A 20,389-nucleotide genomic window follows, 5' to 3' on the forward strand; every position below is an offset into this window, starting at 1 on the left:
CGGTGCGCACCGCCCGTGCGCACCGCGGCCCGGTTCGGCTCACCCGACGGTGAGCGGCTTCGATGCGGTCGTGCCGGCGCCGTTGGCGAACTCCATGACGAACACGTGCGCGCCCGTGAGGCCTTCGATGGGCACCTCGACGTGCTGTGCCGCGGGCGTCGCAGCGACCAGTGAGCCGGACGCCACCTCCTGACCGTCCTGCAGCAGGCGCCACGAGTCGGCGTTCGTACCCCACCACAGGTCGGCGGAGAGCGTGAACGTGCCGTCGCCGTCCCAGTCGTCATCCGACAGCCTCGGCGTGCCGGGGGCGGCATCCGTCACCTTCACCGTGATGGGCCTGGTCGACGTCGTGCCCTGCGAGTTCGCCAGTTCGCCCCGGAACTCGTAGGTGCCGTTCGGCAGTCCCTCGATCGGCACGACGGCGTGCTGCGCGTCGGGCGACGACGGCTCGAGCGGAACGGTGGCGATGAGCTCGTCGTCCTGGTAGAGCCGGAACCGGGTGGCGTTCGTGCCCCACCACAGGTCCATGCGCACGTCGAAGTTCCCGTCGTCGAGGCCATGCTCCCAGCCGCTCGTCGAGGTCAGCGATGCCGTCCCGGGCGCTGCGGTCTCGTCGTCGTCGGGAAGCAGCTCCGCGAGGCACGCCTCGTAGTCCGCCGGCGTCGGCGACCAGCGGAACCAGTCGAACGTCGCGTCGATCTCCTCGGCGCCGAGGCTGCCGCGGAACGCGTACGGCCCGACGTGCGTGAACGGCGTCTCGGAGAACAGGAACGGGCGACCGTAGTCGGTGAAGTTCGCTCCGTCGTACGACACGCTCGACTGGATCGCGACGCCGTCGCTCGTCAGGCGGAGCCACACGGTGTCGGCCTCGAGCACGGCGGGCGCCGCCGAGTCCTGCCGGTTGTTCCCGTTCAGGTACCGCACGACCTCCAGCGTCTTGCCGGGCGTCGCGCGGCCGAGGTCGAACTTGCCGTACACGGTGTCGGATGCGTAGAGCAGGAGCCCCGCCTGCTGGTACCGCTCGGCGACGTCGATCGTCACCTTCGTGGTCACCTGCCACGGGCCCTCCGGCAGCGCCTGCTGGGGGAGGGATGCCGCGGCCACGCCGCCCTCGTACGCGGGGATCGTGAGCACGCCGTCGGCGACGGTGTGCCGCGCTGCGCCCTCGCGCACGACGCGATCCCAGTCGGCCGAGAGCGCGTCGGCCTCGAACTCGTCCGAGCCGGGCGCGGCGCACTGGTCGAACACCGGGTTCTCCGGATCGACGGGCCACGCGACGGGGTCGGGCCCGCCAGGACCCTCGACGTCGGGGCCGGCCTTCGCCCAGGCGATCGTGGCGCCGAGCCGGTCGCCGGACTCGTAGAACAGGTAGGTGTCCTCGCCCTGCGAGAGGATCTCGGGCGCCGCCACGCGGCCGACGTCGTCGCCGACGCCGCTCGACCGGTGCAGCAGCTGCGCGTCGCCGACGTCGGTGAGCGACGGGTCGATCGTGCGTGCCATGACGTTGCCCGTGGAGTTGTGGTAGATCACGTAGAACTGGCCGTCCCACTCCCAGAGGTTGCCGCCGGAGACGTTGCCGCTGTCGCCGGTTCCGGGGTCGACCATCGTCCCCGGTCGCACGTCCCAGGTGCGCCCGTCGACCGACTCGGCCAGCTTGAGGCGTCGGTGGTTGTCGGTGAAGTTGGCCATGTAGAACATGCCGTACCGGTATCCGGACGACGGGTCGGGGTGCTCGAAGACGCGTGCGTAGCTCGTCTCGGTGACGCCCGTTCCGCCCATCGCGTTGGAGACGGCGACGTCGCCGTAGTCGAAGTGCACGCCGTCGGTGCTGGTCGCGTATCTGGTGACCGAGTTCTCGCCGTGGAAGTAGAGGAAGACCTCGCCGGCCTCCTCGTTCCAGATCGCGTCGGGCGAGGAGACGTGCGAGACGTCGTAGTACGGCGACCAGTCGCTCGCGATGATCGGGTTGGCCTCGTACTCGGTCCACGGCCCGTCGGGGCTGTCGGCGTACATGAGCATGATCCCCGCGGGGCGATCGTGCGGGGCGAGGTAGAGGTACCACTCGCCGAGCGGGTCGTCGAGGTACTCCCCGGCGTGGAACAGGCTCGGGAAGATGAACTCGTTCGTCGGGTTGTAGAGCATCTCCGCCTTGTCGGTGATGACGCCCTGGTAGACGAACTCGGGGAACGGCTCGGCCGCGGAGGCCGGAGCCGTCGCGGTGAACGGGGCGATCGCGAGTGCGGCGATCGCGGCGATGGCGGCGGCGCGTGGGCGCCGGAGTGCAGGCATGCGTGAGCTCCTTCGATACGCAGGGCCGGACGGATGCCGCGACGGATCACCCCGGCGGCGCAGCGGCCGGTTGCGGGGTTCGTACGACATCCGAGTTGCTAATCCGTATTAGCATCCGGTACGGTCTACGCTAATGCGGATTAGCACCGCAGGACAAGACCCGAAGGATCTCGATGACGACTTCCCAGACCCCGCCCCGGCGCATCACGCAGCGCCGCATCGCGGAGCTCGCCGGCGTGAGCCAGGCGACCGTCTCGCTCGTGCTGAACGAGAAGGCCGACGGTGCCGGGCGCATCCCCGAGGAGACGCGCGACCGCGTGCTGCAGGTGCTCCGCGAGACCGGTTACGTCGCCGACCCGGCCGCACGCCGCCTCGCGGGCCTCGGCAACAAGATCTTCGGCGTCTTCACCTACGAGCCCGCGTTCCCGACCGAGAGCCAGGACTTCTACGCGCCGCTGCTGAGCGGCATCGAGGAGACCGCCGAGCAGCTCGGCTGCGACCTGCTGCTCTTCACGAGCGCGCCCGTGATCGACGGCACCCGCCGGCTCCTGCACGAGAACAACCGGCTTCGACTGGCCGACGGCTGCCTGCTGCTCGGCGTCGAGATGGACCCGGACGAGCTCGCCCGGCTCGTCGCCGACGGCTTCCCGTTCGTGGCGGTCGGTCGACGCGACGTCGCCGGCGTGCCGTACGTCGCCATCGACTACGCGCAGGGCGCCGCCGAGCTCATCGGCCGCGCCTGGGAGCTCGGGCACCGCCGGTTCGCCTACGTGCACGTCGACAGCACGGGCGAGTCGGTCATGGACCGCCGCAGCGGGGTGATCGGCGAGCTCGAGCGCCGCGGGGGAGCGATCGCGGCCGCGGAACTGCTCGCGCTGCCCGTCGACGGGGCGGATGACGCGACGCTCCGCGAAGCGCTCGACGCCGTCAGCTCGGCCGGATGCACCGTGCTCGTCGTCGAGACGCACGAGACCGCCGTGCGGGTCCGCGCGCTCGCCGCGGCCGCGGCCGTCGACATCCCGGCCCGTCTCTCCGTCATCGTGCTCGGCGACGCGGCACGCGCCAACGGCGACTCGGGCGACTTCACGCGGCTCAGCCCGCCCCGCAGCGCCCTCGCCAGTGCGGCGACCACCCTGCTCGCGCGCATCCTCGACCCGCACGACGACGTGCCCGACGACGAACTGCGCCAGACCCTCGCCTGCCCCGTCATCGCAGGCGCCACGCTCGTCGCTCCGGAGGACGCCGCATGATCGCCCGAACCGCAACCGAACTCCGAGCCGACGTGCTGGTCGTCGGCGGGGGCCTGGGCGGGGTCGCCGCCGCGATCGGTGCGCTCGAGGGCGGCCGCTCGGTCGTGCTCACCGAGGAGTTCCGCTGGCTCGGCGGACAGCTCACGAGCCAGGGCGTGCCGATGGACGAGCACACCTGGATCGAGTCCTTCGGGGCGACGGCCCGCTACCGGGCGCTCCGCGACGGCATCCGCGACTACTACCGGCGGCACTACCCGCTGACGGATGCCGCGCGGTCCGACCCGCACCTGAACCCCGGCGCGGGACTCGTCGGGCGGATCTGCGCCGAACCCCTCGTCGGCGTGGCCGTGCTGGAGTCGATGCTCGCGCCGTTCCGCGCGACCGGCCGGCTCCGCATCATCCAGCCCGCCGTGCCCGTCGCCGCGCACGTCGACGGCGACCGCGTCGAGGCCGTCACCCTTCGCGGCCTCGACGACGGGCACGAGACCACCGTCACCGCCGAGTACGTGATCGACGCGACCGAACTCGGCGACCTGCTCCCGCTCACCGGTGCCGAGTACGCGACCGGGTTCGAGTCCCGTCACGACACCGGCGAGCCGAGCGCGCCCGAGGCGGCGCAGCCCGACAACCAGCAGGCGTTCAGCTGGTGCTTCGTGATCGACCACGTCGACGGCGACCACACGATCGACCGGCCCGAGCAGTACGGCGAATGGAGCACGGCGCAGCCCGAGTACTGGGGGGCGCCGATGATCTCGCTGACAGGCCCCGACCCGCGAACGCTCGGGACCGTGACCCGCACGTTCACGCCGAACGACGACGCACCCGGCGACCTCATCGCCGACCAGCGCGCCGACGCCGGCGACCGGGAGCTCTGGACGTTCCGCCGGATCGTCGCCCGCCGCAACTTCACGCCCGGCACGTACGCGAGCGACGTCGTCCTCGTGAACTGGCCCATGATCGACCACGTCGGCGGCACCATCGTCGATGTCTCCGACGAGGTGCGCGCCGAGCGCGAGCGCGCGGCCCGCCAGCAGTCGCTGTCGATGCTCTACTGGCTGCAGACCGAGGCGCCCCGGCCCGACGGCGGCACCGGGTTCCCCGGGCTGCGGCTTCGGTCCGACCTCACGCAGGGACCGGACGGGCTCGCGATGGCTCCGTACATCCGGGAGTCCCGTCGCATCCTCGCCGAGACCACGGTCACCGAGCTCGACCTCTCGATCGCGGCATCGGGCCAGGACGGCCCGGCCACCTTCGACGACAGCATCGGCGTCGGCATGTACCGCATCGACCTGCACCCCTCGAGCGGCGGGGACAACTACCTCGACCTGCCCTCCCGTCCCTTCGAGATCCCCCTCGGAGCCCTGATCCCCCGACGGTTGGAGAACCTCCTGCCGGCGGGCAAGAACGTCGGTACCACCCACATCACCAATGGAGCGTTCCGGCTCCACCCGGTGGAATGGAACATCGGCGAAGCGGCGGGCCGGCTCGCGGCCTTCTGCCTCGATCGTGCGTCCCGCCCCCGCGCGATCCGCACCACCCCTGGACTCCTCGAGGAGTTCCAGTCCCTGCTCACACAGCGAGGCGTCGAGCTGCACTGGCCGCACGGCGTCTCCGGATACTAGGAGAAACCACCATGAGATCAGCAAGGGTGCTGACGGGTCTCGCGCTCGCGTCGGTCGCGGCGATGGCCCTGTCGTCGTGCTCCGGAGGCGGGGCGTCATCCGAGTCGGAGGACATCGAGCTGCGGATGACCGTGTGGACCTCGAACGAGGACCACCTCGCCCTGTTCGACTCGATCGCCGAGGCGTACATGGAGGAGCACCCGGAGGTGACCGACGTCACCTTCGACCCGCTCCCGTTCGAGGACTACACCTCGACGGTGACCACCCAGATCGCGGGCGGATCCGCCCCCGACCTGGCGTGGATCCTCGAGAACGCCGCCCCCGACTTCGTCGACTCGGGCGCGCTGCTCCCGCTCGACGAGACGCTCGAGGCCGACGACGACTACGGGTTCGACGACCTCTCCGAGAGCGCCACGGCGCTCTGGCACGACGAGTCGGGTGCGCTCGTGGCGTACCCGTTCTCCACGTCGCCGTTCGTGATGTTCGCCAACGACGACCTGCTCGCCGAAGCCGGCCTGCCGAGCGCCGCCGAGATGCAGGCGAACGGCGACTGGAACTGGGAGGGCGTCTCCGCGGCCGGCGCGACGGTGAACGAGGCGACCGGCAAGTCCGGATTCGTGATCCGCGACTTCGACTACACCACGTGGGACAACCTCGCCTCGGTCTGGATGGGCTGGGGCGCCGCGCCGTGGAGCGAGGACGGCACGCAGTGCACGTTCGACGACCCGGAGATGGTCGAGGCGTTCGAGTTCCTGCACGACGCGGCCTTCGACGCCGAGTCGATGCCAGGCCCCGGCACCACCGCGGACTTCTTCGCGGGCGAGTCGGCGTTCACCGTGACCCAGATCTCACGCGCGTCCCTCCTCGACGGAAGCTTCGCATGGAACCTGCTCCCGCTGCCCGAGGGTCCCGTCGGGGAGTACTCGATGGTCGGACAGGCGGGCATCGGCGTCATGTCGTCGGGCCCGAACGCCGAAGCCGCGGCCGACTTCCTCGCGTTCTTCACGAACCCCGAGAACTCGCAGCAGCTCGCGCAGTACTTCCCGCCGCCCCGCGTCTCGCAGCTGAACGTCGAGACGCTCGCCGCGACGAACCCGACGCTCACCCCCGAGCAGATCGAGGACGTCGTGATCCCCGGCATCGAGATCGGCGTCACGCGGCCGAGCCACACCGACTCGGCCGAGATCGGCCAGGAGGTGCGCAGCTCGCTCGACGCCCTCTGGGTGGCCGACGCCGACATCGCCGGCACCCTCGCCGACACCTGCACCGCGATCGACCCCCTGCTGGGCTGAGGAAGGCGACCTCCTTCATGGCCGACGCCACCACGGTGACCCCGGGTCGGGCACACGCCCGACCCGGGGCCGCCCCCGCCCCGAACCGGCGACGCTTCGTGCCGTCGTACGCGGTGCGCGACCAACTGACGGGCTACCTCTTCGTCGCGCCGCAGCTGGTCGGCATCTCGCTGTTCGTGCTGCTGCCGCTCGGGCTCATCTTCTGGTACTCGTTCCACGAGTGGAACGTGCTCGCCGGCACGTTCCGCTGGGTCGGGCTCGAGAACTTCGAGAAGCTCGTGTCCGACCCGAAGCTCGCGCCAGTCATGCAGGCGACCGCCGTGTTCTCCATCGGGCTCGTCGTCTTCAACCTCGCTCTCGCGCTCCTGCTCGCGGTGCTCCTGAACCGCAAGGTCCGGGGCATGACCGCCTTCCGGACGATCTTCTTCTCGCCGGTGGTCGTCTCGCTCGTGGCGTGGACGATCGTGTGGTCGTTCCTGCTGCAGGACAACGGGGGCATCAACGGCATCCTCCAGCTCGTCGGCATCGACGGACCGAACTGGCTCCGCGAGGGGCCGACGGCGATGGCGTCGGTCATCGTCGTCCAGGTCTTCAAGAACGTCGGTCTCAACATGGTGCTGTTCCTCGCCGCGCTCCAGGGCGTACCGCAGGAGGTGCAGGAGGCCGCCCGCATGGACGGGGCATCCGACCGCCAGCTCTTCTGGCGCATCACGGTCCCGCTCATCTCGCCGACCATCCTGTTGACCTCGATCATCACGATCGTCGGCTCACTGCAGGTCTTCGCGCAGATCGCCGTGCTCACCCAGGGCGGTCCCGGCATCTCGACGACGGTGCTCGTCTACTACCTGGTGCAGCAGGCGTTCGACTTCCATCATTTCGGCTACGGCTCGACGCTCGCCATCCTGCTCTTCGGCATCGTGCTGGTGCTGACGATCGCGCAGTGGCAGCTCCGCAAGAGGTGGGTCTTCTATGAGAACTGAGTCCGTCGCCGTGCGCGAGAACCCCGGAACGGAGGCGGCCGTGCCCGCCACATCGCCGATCGAGTCGACCGCGCGGGATGCCTCGACCCACCGGGCTCCGGGGCGTCGTGCCGACGGTGCCGCCGGCGCCGGACGCGGGCCGGGGAGCCCGTGGCGGAAGGTCGTGTTCTACGGCCTGCTCTGCCTGTTCGCCGTGCCGTTCGTGTTCCCGACCTGGTGGATGATCACGTCGTCGTTCAAGCCGATCAGCGACATCTTCGCGTTCCCGCCCGAGCTCTGGCCGTCGAACCCGACGCTCGACGGCTACGTCGGCGCGTTCACCGCCCAGCCGTTCGCCCTTCAGTACTTCAACTCGATGTACATCGCCATCCTCGTGACCATCGGCACCATGCTGTTCTCCTCGATGGCCGGCTACGCGTTCGCCCGCATCCGGTTCCCCGGGCAGAACGCGATCTTCCTCGTCGTGCTGACGGGGCTGCTCATCCCGAGCGAGGTGACGATCGTGCCGCTGTTCCAGCTCTTCAACTCGTGGGGCATGATCGACACGCACTGGCCGCTGATCCTCGTGACCACCTTCGGCGCGCCGAGCGTGCTCGCGACGTTCATCATGCGCCAGTACTTCATCACGCTGCCGGTCGAACTCGAGGAGGCGGCACGCATCGACGGCCTCGGACGCTGGCGCATCTACTGGAGCATCGCGCTGCCGCTCAGCAGGTCGGCGCTCGCGGCGGTCGCGATCTTCACGTTCCTGAACGTCTGGAACCTCTACCTCGAGCCGACGGTGTACCTGCAGACGCCCGAGCTGTTCACGCTGCCACAGGCGCTCACGCGCTACACCGACGCGTACGGCGGCGAGATGTGGAACATCCAGCTCGCGGCGGCGACGCTCACCGCCCTGCCGGTGCTCATCGTGTTCGTCTTCGCGCAGAAGCAGTTCGTGGAGGGGCTGGCGCAGACCGGATTGAAGGGGTGACGCGATGACCGCGCGGTTGCCGCGACCAGGCCGTCAGCCGATCGTCACCGGTTCTCGGGCAGTTCCCCGGCGACGGGCAGGACGCGCTGGATCACGTCGGTCAGCGTGACGACGCCCAGCAGCTCGCCGTCGCGTTCGACGACGGCGAGCTGCACCTGCTCCTCGCGCATGCGCCGGAGGAGCTCGTAGGCCGGGGTCGCCGAGTCGACCCGGAGGGCCGGTCGCGCGAAGTCGGTCGCGCGCTCGTCGTCCGCGGCGAGCAGGGTGTCGCGGACGTGCACGACCTCGTCCATCCGACCGGTGCCGTCGTCGAGCAGGATGCGCAGGTGGCCCGACGCGAGCGCCGCGTCGCGCACGTCGGCCACCGTGGCATCCGCCGGCGCCGAGGTCGGAGCGCCGTCGGGCCTGGTGATGTCGTCGACGGAGAGCTCCTGAAGTGCGATCACCTCGCTGATCTGCGACTGCAGCTCGGGCTCGAGCACGCCGACCTGCGTGGAGTACTCAACGAGGTTGCGGATGGTGTCGGCGTCGCGTCCGCCGACGGCGGCGCGATCGACTGGCTCGACTCCGGTCTTCGCGACGAGCGCGTTGGCGATCCGGTTCACCCACAGCAGGAACGGGCGGAAGATGCGGATGAAGCCGCGGGAGGGCAGCCCGATGAGCTTCGCGGCCCGCTCCGGATGCGCGATGGCCCACGACTTGGGCGCCATCTCGCCGATGACCAGGTGCAGGAACGTGACGATGAGCAGCGCGAGTGCGAACGCGGCACCGCCCGCGAGCCACTCGGGCAGGCCCCACGCGAGGAACACCGGACCGAGCCACTCGTCCACCGCGGGCTTCGTCACCGCGCCGAGCGCGAACGTCGAGGCCGTGATGCCGAGCTGGGCTCCGGCGAGCATGACGGTGAGTTCGTTCATGCCGCGCAGCGCCGCCCGGGCGGACGCGCTGTCCGCGGCATCCTGCTCGAGCCGGTGGCGGCGGGCCCCGATGAGCGCGAACTCGATGATCACGAAGAAGGCGCTGAGCACGATGAGCCCGAGGGTGACCGGGACGACGATCCACGGGTTCATCGCTCGACCTCCGGTTCGATGAGGGCGACCCTCACGACGGATGGCACGTGGCGATCGATCTCGGCGACCTCGAGGCGCAGTCGGGCCGCCGTGGGCTCGTCCTGCTCCGCGAGGTCCGCACCGCTGACGGGGAGCTCGACCTCCACCACCTCGCCCGGCGTCGGCAGGCCGCGGAGCTCCGCGATCATGAGGCCCGCGATGGTCTCGTAGTCGCCGCGCGGCAGCCCGCGGCCGATGATGCGCGCGACCTCGTCGAGGTGCACGTCGCCGTCCATGACCCAGACGCCCTCCGCGTCGCGTTCCGCGCCGGCGGTCGTCTCGACGTCGTGCTCGTCGGCGATCTCGCCGACGAGCTCCTCCGCCAGGTCCTCGATCGTCACGACGCCGCTGAAGCCGCCGTACTCGTCGATGACGCACGCGAGCTCGTTCCGCGTCTCCGTCAGGGCGTCGAGCGCATCGGGCAGCGGCATCAGCGTCGGCACGACGAGCGGGGCGCGCATGATCTCCCGCACCGCCCGACGGTCGTGCGGGTCGGCGCGCAGCACGTCGGCGAGGTGCACCACGCCGATGGGCTCCTCGCGGTCGCCGATCACCGGGTACCTCGTGTGCCCGCTCGCCATGATCGCCCGCAGGTCGGCGATCGGCGTGTCGGGCGCGACGGTGTCGACGCGCACCCTGGGCACCATGGCGTGCTCGACGTCGCGGCGGGGGAAGTCGAGGATGCGATCGAGCAGGATCGACAGCTCGTCCGGCAGGTCGCCGCTCGCCCGCGAGTCGTCGATGATGTGCTCGAGGTCCTCGGCGGTCGCGCTCGAGTCGACGTCGTGCACGGGCTCGACGCGGATGAGGCGGAGGACGGCGTTGGACGCCGCGTCGAACAGCGTGATGAGCCATCCGAACGCGCCGAGGTAGACCTGGGTCGACCTCGCGAGGCCGCGGGCCAGCGGCTCCGGATTCGCGATGGCGAGGTTCTTCGGGAACAGCTCGCCGAAGATCATCTGCGCGACCGTCGCGAGCGCGAGCGCGAGCACGGTGCCGACGGCGATGCCGACGCTCGGCGGCACGCCGACGCCGCCGAGGAGCACCCCGAGGGACTCGCCGATGAACGGCTCGGCCACGTACCCGGCGAGGAGGCCCGTGACCGTGATCCCGAGCTGCGCGCCCGAGAGCATGAACGACGTGCGCCGAGTGACGGCGAGTGCGCGCTCCGCGGCCGTGTCGCCCTGCTCGGCGCGCGCACGGAGGCGAGCGCGGTCGACCGACATGTACGCGAACTCCTGGGCGACGAAGTATCCGTTCGCGGCGATGATCGCGGCGGTCAGCACGAGGCCGACGAACAGGAGCAGCAGGGCCGCGGTCACGGACGCGCCTCAGCGGAGCGGGCGGGATGACGGCGGGGACCATCGGTGGGGTGGGGCACGGGGTGCTCGACGCCTCCAGGACTCGGTGGACTCACCCGAGCGTACCGATGGCTGCTCGGAAGTCGCTGTGGCGGCGCGGGGCGATTCCCCGCCTCCGACGCACGACGTTCAGGTGTCGCGGGGCGACCCGATCACCCGCCGGTGGACGTCGTCCATCGCATCCGCCGGGATCGCCTCCGTGATCCACGGGCCGGTGCCCTCGCTCGGGTCGAGGATCCCGTCCTCGAGCCAGGCGTAGTCGCCGTCGAGCACGCGCGATGCGAGTCGCTCGTCTGTGGCATCCGTGTTGTGCCAGAGCTCGTCGAGCAGTCGCTCCGTGCGGTGCCGCGACTGCTCGGCGAACGTGTGGGCGAGCTGGAAGGCCGACTTGCCCTGGTCGGGGGTGTCGGCGGCGAGCATCGCGGCGCGCACGCACGAGGCCGCGACCGCGAACAGCTCGGCCCCGACGTCGACGACGCGGGCGAGGAAGCCCTGCTTGCGCTCGAGCCCGCCCTGCCAGCGCGCCATGCCGTAGAAGGTGGCGCGCGCGAGCTTGCGGCTCGTGCGCTCGACGTAGCGAAGGTGGGTCGCGAGGGGGCCGAACTCGTCGTACGCCGCGGGGAGGTCGCCCTTCCCGGCGACGAGCTGCGGCAGCCAGCGCGCATAGAACCCGCCCGCCGAGACGGCGGCCTTCAGGCGATCGGCGAGCTCGAGATGCGGGTCGATCAGGTCGCCCGCGGCCGTGAGGTGCGCGTCGACCGCCTCGCGGGCGATCAGCAGGTGCATGATCTCGGTCGAGCCCTCGAAGATGCGGTTGATCCGGAGGTCGCGCAGCTGCTGCTCGGCGCCGACCGCGCGCTCGCCGCGGGCCCGGAGGGACTCGGCGGTCTCGAAGCCGCGACCGCCTCGGATCTGGACGAGCTCGTCGGCGATGCGCCATCCCATCTCGGACGCCCAGAGCTTCGCGAGTGCGGCCTCGATGCGGATGTCCTTGCGGTCCTCGTCGGCGAGCACGCCCGAGAGGTCGACCACCGCCTCGAGCGCGAACGTCGTCGCCGCGATGAACGCGACCTTGTGCGCGACCGCGGCGTGTTCCCCGACGGGGTGGCCCCACTGCACGCGCGCCTTCGACCACTCGCGGGCGATCTTCAGGCTCCACTTGCCGGAGCCGGCGCAGATCGCCGGGATGGCGAGCCGGCCGGCGTTGAGCGTGGTCAGTGCGATCTTCAGCCCCTCGCCCTCGCGGCCGACGAGGTTCCCGGCCGGCACGCGCACGCCCGTCAGCGAGGTGAGCCCGTTCTCGATGCCGCGCAGGCCCATGAACGCGTTCCGGCGGTGCACGGTGATGCCCGGGGCATCCGCCTCGACGATGAAGGCGCTGATGCCGCCGCGATGCCCGTCGGCCTTCGGCACGCGGGCCATGACGACGAGCAGCTCGGCGACGACGCCGTTCGTGGTCCACAGCTTCGTGCCGTCGAGCACGTACTCCGAGCCGTCCTCGGACGGCACCGCCGTCGCCTGCAGTCGGGCGGGGTCGGAGCCGACCTCGGGTTCGGTCAGCAGGAACGCGCTGACCGCACCCGCCGCGCAGCGCGGGAGCCAGCGTCGCTTCTGCTCCTCGGTTCCGGCGAGCATGAGCGGCTCGGGCACGCCGACGGACTGGTGCGCCGAGAGCAGTGCGCCGATGCTCGCGTTCACCGAGCCGATCATGGTCAGCGCGTGGTTGTAGTAGGTCTGGCCGAGGCCGAGTCCGCCGTACTCGACGGGGATCTTCATGCCGAACGCGCCGAGGTCGGCGAGCCCCTGGAAGACGTCGTCGGGGATGCGGGCGTCGCGCTCGATCGCGGCGACGTCGACCGTGCGCAGGAAGGCCTCGAGGTCGGCGAGGAAGGCCTCGCCGCGTTCGACCCGCTCGGCGTCGGGTCTCGGGTGCGGATGGATCAGCGACAGGTCGAACTGCCCCAGATACAGGCCCTTGGCGAAGCTCGGCTTCCGCCACTCCGGTTCGCGCGCGGCCTCCGCGACCGCGCGGGATTCCTGCTCATCGACGGGGGAGACGGTGGACTCTCGGGTGGTGCTCACGCGAACCTCCTCGTTCGAGATCCAACGTACGCCGGGGCGGGGGGCCGGGCCAGCCCTTGCGCCGGACGTCCCTGCGGACGGGGACCCAGGAGAGGCCGGGGACCCAGGAAGCCTGGGGTCAAGGAGAAGGGCGGAACGGCGCGGTCGTGCCGGATCGTCCTACCGCGGGGTGCCGGACGATGACCGCATGTTCCGCAACGCCTGCCCATAGGCATCGCGGAGTTGTCCGTAGTCTCCGTCATCCCGGAGGAACGCTCCGATCCTGCGGAGCCCCTGAAGCTCCGACCATGCCTCGTCCCGTGCCGCGCCGTCGTCCCCGGCCCGCGTCCACGCGTCCATCAGCCGGCGCTTCTCCTCGCGATACTCATCCACGAGGCCGACCAGATACGCTTCCATGCTCGTGATCTGGCCCACGATGTCGTCCCACCTGCCGAAGAGCGGCCGGCCGGTCGCCGAGAACGTCGTCACGTCGTGTCGGACGTCACGGAGCTCGACGTAGGCGCGGATGATCCGCCGCATCTGACGGTCCCAGGTCGCGACCGAGCGATCCGCCCACATGTACGTCCGGGCGAGCTCGATCGCATGACTCGCGTCGACGAGACGACGGGCGTAGCCGGCGCGACGGAGGTCGTCCTGTTCGCGCCTGGCTCGATCGGCCTGGGCGCTGTCGACGACTGCCTTGACGACCGCACCGAGGATGACGATCACGATGGCCTGGACGGCGAGCTTCAGCAGCTCGATCCGCGCCTGCTGCCGGCCGGCGGGTTCGAGCCCGAACCATGCCCCCAGTCCGATCGCGACGGCGATCGCCGCGATCGCGATGGCCGCGATCACGTAGCCGCTGCTTCGCCACGTCCTGCTCATGCGCTGGGTCGGCGCCTCGGAGCGCCCCAGGAAGCGAAGCATACTCGCGTTCAGCCGTCGCTGCTGAGGGTCGGCGAGCGGGTCCGCACCGCATGTCACACCCGCCGCCCGCCCGGTGTCTCCATGTCATCGACCCCGTTCGAGACCATGGAGGAGCCATGACCGACACGACGACCGACACGACGACCGACACGACGACCCGCGTCCCCGCCGCCGAACTCACCGGTCCGATCGGCGCCCTCGCGAGGTTCGGCGCCCGGCGCATGATCGGCCGCGTGCCCGACTCGGTCGGCGTCATGTGGCACAACCGTCGCGTGCTCTTCGACCTCATGGGCATCGGGCGCAAGGCGGAGAAGTGGAGCGCGCTCGACGCGAACCTCGGCTCCTACGCGTCGATGGCGGCCGCGGCCGCCATCGGCTGCAGCTTCTGCCTCGACTTCCACTACTTCCTGTCGCACGACCACGGCCTCGACGAGGAGAAGGCGCGCGAGGTGCCGCGTTGGCGCGAGTCGTCCGTCTTCACCCCGCTCGAGCGCCGCGTCATGGAGTACGCAGAGGCGATGTGCGAGACGCCGGTCGCCGTGACCGACCAACTGTCCGATGCCCTGCTCGCCGAGCTCGGGCCCGCCGCGATGGTCGAGCTGAGCGCGAAGGTCGGCCTCATGAACGCGACCGCGCGGGGCAATATCGCGCTCGGCATCCGTTCCGAGCACTTCGCGGATGCCTGTGGCCTCCCGCCGCTCGCGACCGACCCGGCCGTCGTCGGGGCGGCGTAGGGTGGCGCGCATGACCACGCGCGAGGGCGCCGGTGCCGACCCGTTCGTGCGGCACCGCAACCTGCTCTTCACCGTCGCGTACGAGTTGCTCGGCTCGGCCGCCGACGCGGAGGACGTGCTGCAGGAGTCGTGGCTGCGGTGGGCCGACGTCGACCGGGCCGAGGTGCGCGACCCGCGCGCGTACCTCGTCCGGATCGTGACGCGGCAGTCGCTCAACCACCTGCGCACGCTCTCGCGGCGGCGCGAGGAGTACGTGGGGGAGTGGCTGCCCGAACCGCTGCTGACGAGCCGGGACGTGGCGGACGACGTCGAGCTCGCCGAGTCGCTCTCCATCGCGACGCTCACGGTGCTCGAGACGCTGGGGCCCGCCGAGCGGGCGGTGTTCGTACTGCGCGAGGTGTTCGACCTCGACTACGACGAGATCGCGGACGCCGTCGGCAAGACCCAGGCGGCGGTGCGCCAGATCGCGCACCGGGCGAAGGAGCACGTCGCGGCCCGCCGTCCGCGCGTGCAGGTCGGGGCCACCGAGCAGGAGCGCGTCGTGAAGCGGCTCATGGTCGCCTTCAACACGGGCGACGTGCAGGGCCTCATGGACGTGCTCGCGCCCGACGTCGTCGCGATCGGCGACGGCGGGGGCAAGGCGCGCGGCGCGGCGCGGCGTCCGATCCGTGGTGCGCGGAAGATCGTCGCGTTCCTCATCGGCGCGACCGAGAAGTGGGGCCTGCACCCCGTCGCCGCGATGACCTGGATCAACGGCGCGCCCGCGCTGCGGGTCGAGGTCGACGGGGAGCTGGCGGGCACCGTCAGCGTGGTGGTCGGGGACGGCCTGGTGACGCGGATCTACTCGGTCGCGAACCCCGACAAGCTGGCGCGGCTCGACGCGGAGGCGCCGCTCGCGCGGTGAGCGGTCACCGGGCCGCGGGCGCGGAGCGTGCGGCGGCCTCGGCGATCCGACGGCGCTCGATGCCCTCGAGCAGCAGGTCGAGGCCGAACTCGAACTCGGTCTGGTCGTCGCACCAGCCCAGCGTCGACTCGGGATCGACGTGGGCGACGTCCGCGAGCATGGCGGCGAGGTGGGGCGCGAACGACTGCATCTGCTCGAGCTGCCGGGGCGGCGGTGCCTGGCCGTCGTCGGAGAGCTCCTGCACGTAGCCGTAGATGCGGTTGCCGATCGCGTGCAGCGAGTGGTGGATGAGGTCGTGCGACATCCCGCTGCCGCGCATGACGCCGACGATGCCGTCGACGTGTCGCACCATCGCCGGCGAGAAGGACTTGCGCTGGTCGATGACGACCGGGGCCCACGGATGCCGCAGCAGCACGCGGCGCGCGCCGAGGATGCGTTCCCGGACCGCGGCGGCCCAGCCCGCGGCATCCGCGTCTGCCGGACCCTGACCCTGCACGCCCTCTGCGATCTCGGTGAACGTCAGCTCGACGACGCCGTCGAGGATCGCGTTCTTGTTGGGCAGGTGGTAGTAGATCGACATCGCCTCGACGCCGAGCGACTCGGCGAGGGCGCGCATCGTGAGGGCGTCGAGCCCGTCGCGGTCGGCGAGGTCGGAGGCGGCCTGCAGCACGCGCTCGCGGGTGAGCGGCGTGCGCGGCGCGCTCGTCCGCACCTCGGATGCCTTCGGCCCCATCTGTTCACCTTACAACGTGAGGTTTCGTACGCCGGGTATGGACGCGGGGCGTCGATGAGCGTATCTTACGACGTAAGACTTACGACGTAAGGGAGCACTCATGACCACCACGGACACCCTGACCATGCGAGCCGCCGTCGTCGAACGGTTCGGCGGCCCCGAGTCCGTCGTCGTCGGGGACCGGCCCCGGCCGGAGCCCGCCGACGACGAACTGCTCGTGCGCGTGCACGCCTCGACCGTGAGCATCGCCGACCATCGCCTTCGCACGCGCGAGGTGCCACGTGGGCTCGGGCTCCTCGTCGGACCGGCGATCGGGTTCCGCCGCCCGAAGCACGCGGTGCTCGGCATGGAGGCGGCCGGCGTCGTGGAGGCCGTCGGGTCGCGGGTGACGCGCTTCGCGCCCGGCGACGAGGTGATCCTCATGCGCGGCGCGCGCTTCGGATGCCACGCCGAGTGGGCGACCGTCGGCGAGGGCGGCGAGGTCGCTCGGAAGCCCGCGAACCTGTCGTTCGAGGAGGCGGCCGCGGTGCTCTTCGGCGGGCACACCGCGCTGCGGTACCTCGAGCTCGTCGACGTCGGCCCCGGCACCGAGGTGCTCGTCAACGGCGCATCGGGCGCCGTGGGCACGGCCGTCGTCCAGCTCGCCGCGCGCCGCGGTGCCCGGGTCACGGCGGTGACGAGCGGGCGGAACGCCGAGCTCGTGCGCTCGCTCGGGGCCGACGACGTCATCGACTACACGCGCGAGGACTTCGCTGCCGCGGCGCCGGGCGCCGAACCGCGCTACGACGTCATCGTCGAGTGCGTCGGCAACGCGCCGTTCGGCCGCGTCGGTCATCTCATCCGGCCGGGCGGTGCACTGCTCCTCGTGATCGCCGACCTGGCCGGCATGATCGGCGCCGCGCTCCGCCCGCGTCGCCGCGGCATCCTCGTCAACCAGGCCGGCGGGTCACTGGGCGCCGAGGGGATGGCTCGGCTGACGGCGCTCGCCGAGGCGGGCGACCTGCGCCCGGTCATCGACCGGACCTACGACCTCGACGAGATCGTCGAGGCGCACCGCTACGTCGATTCCGGGAGGAAGCGGGGGAGCGTCGTGCTGCGGCTCGCATGAGGTGCAGCCGCCCGCAGCTGCAGCCAGGCGGCCAGCCGGTCGTCGGGTCGCTCGAGCCGTATGCCGTGGTCCTCACCCAGGCGCCGGAGCCGGTGACGCACGGTGTTCTGATGCACGCCGAGGCGGTCTGCGGTCTGGGCGATGTTGCCGAACGACTCGAGCCACGTGAGCAGGGTCTCGGCGAGCGGGCGCGTCGCCTCGCGCTCGAACAGCGCGTCGACGGCCGGATCGCGCAACTCGTCGCTTCCGGCGAGCAGCTCGGCGACACGGGCGACGACGAGGCTCGGCCGTACGGAGTCCACCGTGACCATGCGCGGCGCCCGCGCCACGTCGCCCATCGCGGCGACCTCGAGCAGGCGATCGGCGAGGTCCCGCGCCCCTGCGACGTCGCCGGAGTGATGCGCCGGGCCGACGACCGCGATCCGCACGCCGTCGCCGACGAGCCGATCCAGGAGGGGCAGCATCGGCTCGGCGATCGTCACGGCCTCGCCGACCGTCGCCGCGGCGAACAGCGCGTAGACGTGGCCGCGGTGGGCGACCGCGACGGTGTCGGGCCGGTGCAGCACGAGGTGGCGGATCACGGTCGAGCGGAGCTGCGCGATCGCGGCGGGCCCGGCCGCGGGGACGTCGAACGCGAGCAGCGCGGCACCGCGCTCCTCCGGGATGCCGAGCTCGGCGAACTCGGTGCCCGTGAGGGCGATCCCGGTCAGCAAGGTCCGCAGGCGGTCCTCGCGCGGGCGCTGGTTCGTCGCGTGCGTGCGCAGGTCGTCGAGCAGGTGGGCGCCGGCGAGGGCGCTCGCGCGTCGCATCCGCTCATCCTGCTCGTCGGTGATCGGCCCGTCGCCGGAGGCGTCGATCGCCCAGATCGTGCCGAGCGGGAGTGCGCCGGCGCGGATCGCGAACGCCACGCGCGGCTCCTCGTCGCCGAGCCGCGGGTACTTGATCGGCCGGTCGGCGCGCAGCACGGTGCGGTACTGGTCGTCGTTGTACGGCGAGGCCGGAACCTGGCGCGCGAGGATGCCGTGGGTGCGGAGCTCGTCGATGAGCTGCCCCGGCACCGATGAGTAGGCGAGGACGTTGCGGCTCAGGTCCTCGACCGCGACGGAGCCGCCGAAGTGCTCGGCGAGTTCGTTGGCGATGGCGAAGAGCGGTTCGGCGCCGCGATCCTGCGGTCCGGTGAAGCCCGCGTCCGCCTCGCCGAGCAGGTGGGTGAGCTGTGCGTCGAGCAGGCGCCAGCTGATCCGGTCGGCGACGCGCAGGACCGCGAGACCGGTCGACTCGGCGATCGCCGCGAGCGCCGGCACCCGGTCGGCGCTGCACTTGACGACGAGCCCCACGGCTCCGCGATCGGCTGCAGACGAGGCGAGTGCGGCGATGCGGGCGGTGCTGAGGGACGCGGTCGACGGGGCGAGCAGCAGGGTGCCCGCGGCATCCGTCATCTCGTCGGCGATGTCGAGGAATTCGGTGCCGGTGACGGACTCGTGGCCCGGGATCGCCCCGAGCGACGTCAACGTCGCCGGACCCAGCTGATCGACGAGTTCGCCGACCGTCACCCGCGGGAGGATCGACGGTGTTGGAGGAATCGCTGCATCCATGCGGCAAAGCTATCTGGAATCTCCAACCAATCGGGCGATCGATCTTCCTAGGCTGGCCCCGCGACGGCGCACCAGGGCCTCGCGAAGGAGGAACGATGACCGCGAACCGGCCGGCTCCCGCAGGCACCCGCCTCGGCGACCTGTGGCGCATCCTGCCCGAGGAGGCGACCGCGACCGACGACGGCGTGCTCGAGATCGGGGGCGTCGCGGTCACCGAGCTCGCCGAGCGCTTCGGCACCCCGCTCCACGTCTACGACGAGGTCGGCCTGCGCCGCCAGATCCGACGGTTCGTCGACGGACTGCGAGCCCGCTGGGCGGATTCGGAGGTGCTCTTCGCCTCGAAGTCGCTGCCCGCGGTCGGCATGTACCGCATCGCGCAGGAGGAGGGGCTCTCCGTGGATGTCGCAGGCGGCGGCGAGCTGCGTCTCGCGCTCGCCGCGGGCGTCGACCCCGCGCGCATCCACATGCACGGCAACGCCAAGACGGACGCCGAACTGCGGATGGCGATCGAGGCCGGCGTCGACACGATCATCGTCGACAACGAGGACGAGCTCGACCGTCTCGAGCGCCTGCTCGAGCGCCCGCAGAAGCTGCTGCTCCGCGTCATCCCCGGCGTCGAGGCCAAGACCCACGCGTCGCAGGCGACCGGCGGGGCGACCTCGAAGTTCGGCCTCCCCATTGACCAGGCCGAACGGGCGATCGGTCGCATGCAGTCGCATCGGCTCATGCGGTTCGAGGGCGTGCACCTGCACATCGGCTCGCAGATCCTCGACACGGCGCAGTTCGCAGAGGCCGTCGCGAAGATCTCGTCGGTCGGGTCGTTCGGCACGTACGACGTCGGAGGCGGACTCGGCATCGCCTACACGTACGACGAGCAGGCCCCGACCGTGGAGGACTACCTCGACGCCGTGGTGACCGCGGCGCGGGCGAACCTGCCGGCTGACGCGCGACTGCTCATCGAGCCCGGGCGCTCGATCGTCGGGCGGTCGGGGGTGACCCTCTACCGCGCCACGACCGTGAAGCGCACGGGCCGCACGTTCGTCGCGGTCGACGGCGGCCTGGCCGACCAGATGGACATCGCCCTCACCCAGCAGCGGTACGAGGCGATCCTCGCCGATCGGCTGCTCGAGCCGTGGACCGAGACGGCGCAGGTCGTCGGTCGCCAGTGCGAGTCGGGCGACCTGCTCGTCGACGGCGCCGCCATGCCGCCGGCCAGGGTCGGCGACCTCGTCGTCATGCCCGCGACCGGCGCGTACGCCTACACGATGTCGAACAACTACAACGGAGCGCTGAAGCCCGCGATCGTCTTCGTCGCGGATGGCGCGGCCCGCGTGGTCGCGCGTCGCGAGACCTACGACGACCTGCTCGCGACCCACGCGCCTGCGATGGCTCCGGCGTACGCCTGAGTCGTCGCCGCCCGGCCGCCCTGCCCGGCCGCACGCGGAACCATC

At 71.3% G+C, this 20,389-nt stretch carries 16 protein-coding genes; 9 read left to right on the plus strand and 7 right to left on the minus strand.

The features are described 5' to 3' along the window. Nucleotides 1-39: 39 nt before the first annotated feature. Nucleotides 40-2,289 carry a DUF1349 domain-containing protein gene (locus ACFVHK_RS14055; RefSeq protein ID WP_376929344.1) on the minus strand — a complete coding sequence of 750 codons (2,250 nt, stop codon included), beginning with the start codon at nucleotides 2,287-2,289 and terminating at the stop codon, nucleotides 40-42. A gap of 173 nt (nucleotides 2,290-2,462) precedes the next feature. Here ACFVHK_RS14055 and ACFVHK_RS14060 point away from each other — a divergent pair, with 173 nt between their 5' ends. The 5 genes from ACFVHK_RS14060 to ACFVHK_RS14080 are packed head-to-tail and all read left to right on the plus strand — an operon-like array spanning nucleotide 2,463 to nucleotide 8,406. After that, entirely contained in the window at nucleotides 2,463-3,539 is a 1,077-nt protein-coding gene (locus ACFVHK_RS14060; RefSeq protein ID WP_376929345.1) for a LacI family DNA-binding transcriptional regulator, read from the plus strand. After that, nucleotides 3,536-5,161 carry an FAD-dependent oxidoreductase gene (locus ACFVHK_RS14065; protein ID WP_376929346.1) on the plus strand — a complete coding sequence of 542 codons (1,626 nt, stop codon included), beginning with the start codon at nucleotides 3,536-3,538 and terminating at the stop codon, nucleotides 5,159-5,161. The genes ACFVHK_RS14060 and ACFVHK_RS14065 overlap by 4 nt, the downstream gene beginning before the upstream one ends. A gap of 11 nt (nucleotides 5,162-5,172) precedes the next feature. Further along, the gene (locus tag ACFVHK_RS14070; RefSeq protein ID WP_376929347.1) at nucleotides 5,173-6,453 is read left to right on the plus strand and encodes an ABC transporter substrate-binding protein; all 1,281 of its coding nucleotides are present in this window, start codon (nucleotides 5,173-5,175) and stop codon (nucleotides 6,451-6,453) included. Between the two features lie 17 nt (nucleotides 6,454-6,470). Next, nucleotides 6,471-7,433: a carbohydrate ABC transporter permease gene (locus tag ACFVHK_RS14075; RefSeq protein ID WP_376929348.1), complete on the plus strand. Its 963-nt coding sequence runs from the start codon at nucleotides 6,471-6,473 to the stop codon at nucleotides 7,431-7,433. Continuing rightward, the gene (locus tag ACFVHK_RS14080) at nucleotides 7,423-8,406 is read left to right on the plus strand and encodes a carbohydrate ABC transporter permease (RefSeq protein ID WP_376929349.1); all 984 of its coding nucleotides are present in this window, start codon (nucleotides 7,423-7,425) and stop codon (nucleotides 8,404-8,406) included. The genes ACFVHK_RS14075 and ACFVHK_RS14080 overlap by 11 nt, the downstream gene beginning before the upstream one ends. Nucleotides 8,407-8,450: 44 nt before the next feature. Here ACFVHK_RS14080 and ACFVHK_RS14085 read toward each other — a convergent pair whose 3' ends face one another. The 4 genes from ACFVHK_RS14085 to ACFVHK_RS14100 all read right to left on the minus strand — a co-directional run bounded on the left by ACFVHK_RS14085 (nucleotide 8,451) and on the right by ACFVHK_RS14100 (nucleotide 13,792). Continuing rightward, nucleotides 8,451-9,476: a CNNM domain-containing protein gene (locus ACFVHK_RS14085; RefSeq protein WP_376929350.1), complete on the minus strand. Its 1,026-nt coding sequence runs from the start codon at nucleotides 9,474-9,476 to the stop codon at nucleotides 8,451-8,453. Then, nucleotides 9,473-10,837 (minus strand): hemolysin family protein, encoded by a 1,365-nt coding sequence (locus tag ACFVHK_RS14090; RefSeq protein WP_376929351.1) that lies wholly within the window; start codon nucleotides 10,835-10,837, stop codon nucleotides 9,473-9,475. The genes ACFVHK_RS14085 and ACFVHK_RS14090 overlap by 4 nt, the downstream gene beginning before the upstream one ends. A gap of 168 nt (nucleotides 10,838-11,005) precedes the next feature. Next, nucleotides 11,006-12,958: an acyl-CoA dehydrogenase family protein gene (locus tag ACFVHK_RS14095; protein WP_376929352.1), complete on the minus strand. Its 1,953-nt coding sequence runs from the start codon at nucleotides 12,956-12,958 to the stop codon at nucleotides 11,006-11,008. 159 nt (nucleotides 12,959-13,117) lie between these two features. Continuing rightward, nucleotides 13,118-13,792 (minus strand): hypothetical protein, encoded by a 675-nt coding sequence (locus ACFVHK_RS14100; protein WP_376929353.1) that lies wholly within the window; start codon nucleotides 13,790-13,792, stop codon nucleotides 13,118-13,120. Nucleotides 13,793-13,980: 188 nt separating this feature from the next. Here ACFVHK_RS14100 and ACFVHK_RS14105 point away from each other — a divergent pair, with 188 nt between their 5' ends. Both ACFVHK_RS14105 and ACFVHK_RS14110 read left to right on the plus strand, forming a co-directional pair. Beyond that, complete coding sequence (locus tag ACFVHK_RS14105) at nucleotides 13,981-14,598, plus strand: carboxymuconolactone decarboxylase family protein (protein WP_376929354.1); 618 nt, start codon at nucleotides 13,981-13,983, stop codon at nucleotides 14,596-14,598. Between the two features lie 10 nt (nucleotides 14,599-14,608). Beyond that, a complete protein-coding gene (locus tag ACFVHK_RS14110) occupies nucleotides 14,609-15,502 on the plus strand; it encodes an RNA polymerase sigma-70 factor (protein WP_376929355.1) in 894 nt (297 codons plus the stop codon). 4 nt (nucleotides 15,503-15,506) lie between these two features. Here the strand turns inward: ACFVHK_RS14110 and ACFVHK_RS14115 are convergent, their stop codons facing one another. Beyond that, the gene (locus ACFVHK_RS14115; protein ID WP_376929356.1) at nucleotides 15,507-16,235 is read right to left on the minus strand and encodes a TetR/AcrR family transcriptional regulator; all 729 of its coding nucleotides are present in this window, start codon (nucleotides 16,233-16,235) and stop codon (nucleotides 15,507-15,509) included. A gap of 100 nt (nucleotides 16,236-16,335) precedes the next feature. Between ACFVHK_RS14115 and ACFVHK_RS14120 the strand changes: the two genes are divergently transcribed. Continuing rightward, on the plus strand, nucleotides 16,336-17,343 hold the full coding sequence (locus tag ACFVHK_RS14120) for an NAD(P)-dependent alcohol dehydrogenase (RefSeq protein WP_376929357.1): 1,008 nt from the start codon (nucleotides 16,336-16,338) through the stop codon (nucleotides 17,341-17,343). Here ACFVHK_RS14120 and ACFVHK_RS14125 read toward each other — a convergent pair. After that, nucleotides 17,292-18,938, minus strand: coding sequence for a PucR family transcriptional regulator (locus ACFVHK_RS14125; protein ID WP_376929358.1), 1,647 nt, complete (start codon nucleotides 18,936-18,938; stop codon nucleotides 17,292-17,294). The two genes, ACFVHK_RS14120 and ACFVHK_RS14125, sit on opposite strands and share 52 nt — an antisense overlap. Nucleotides 18,939-19,033: 95 nt before the next feature. On the opposite strand from ACFVHK_RS14125, the gene lysA reads away from it, so the two are divergent. Further along, complete coding sequence (gene lysA / locus ACFVHK_RS14130; protein WP_376929359.1) at nucleotides 19,034-20,344, plus strand: diaminopimelate decarboxylase; 1,311 nt, start codon at nucleotides 19,034-19,036, stop codon at nucleotides 20,342-20,344. Nucleotides 20,345-20,389 lie beyond the last annotated feature (45 nt).

It is taken from the genome of Agromyces binzhouensis (assembly GCF_042672355.1).
Lineage (GTDB): Bacteria > Actinomycetota > Actinomycetes > Actinomycetales > Microbacteriaceae > Agromyces > Agromyces binzhouensis.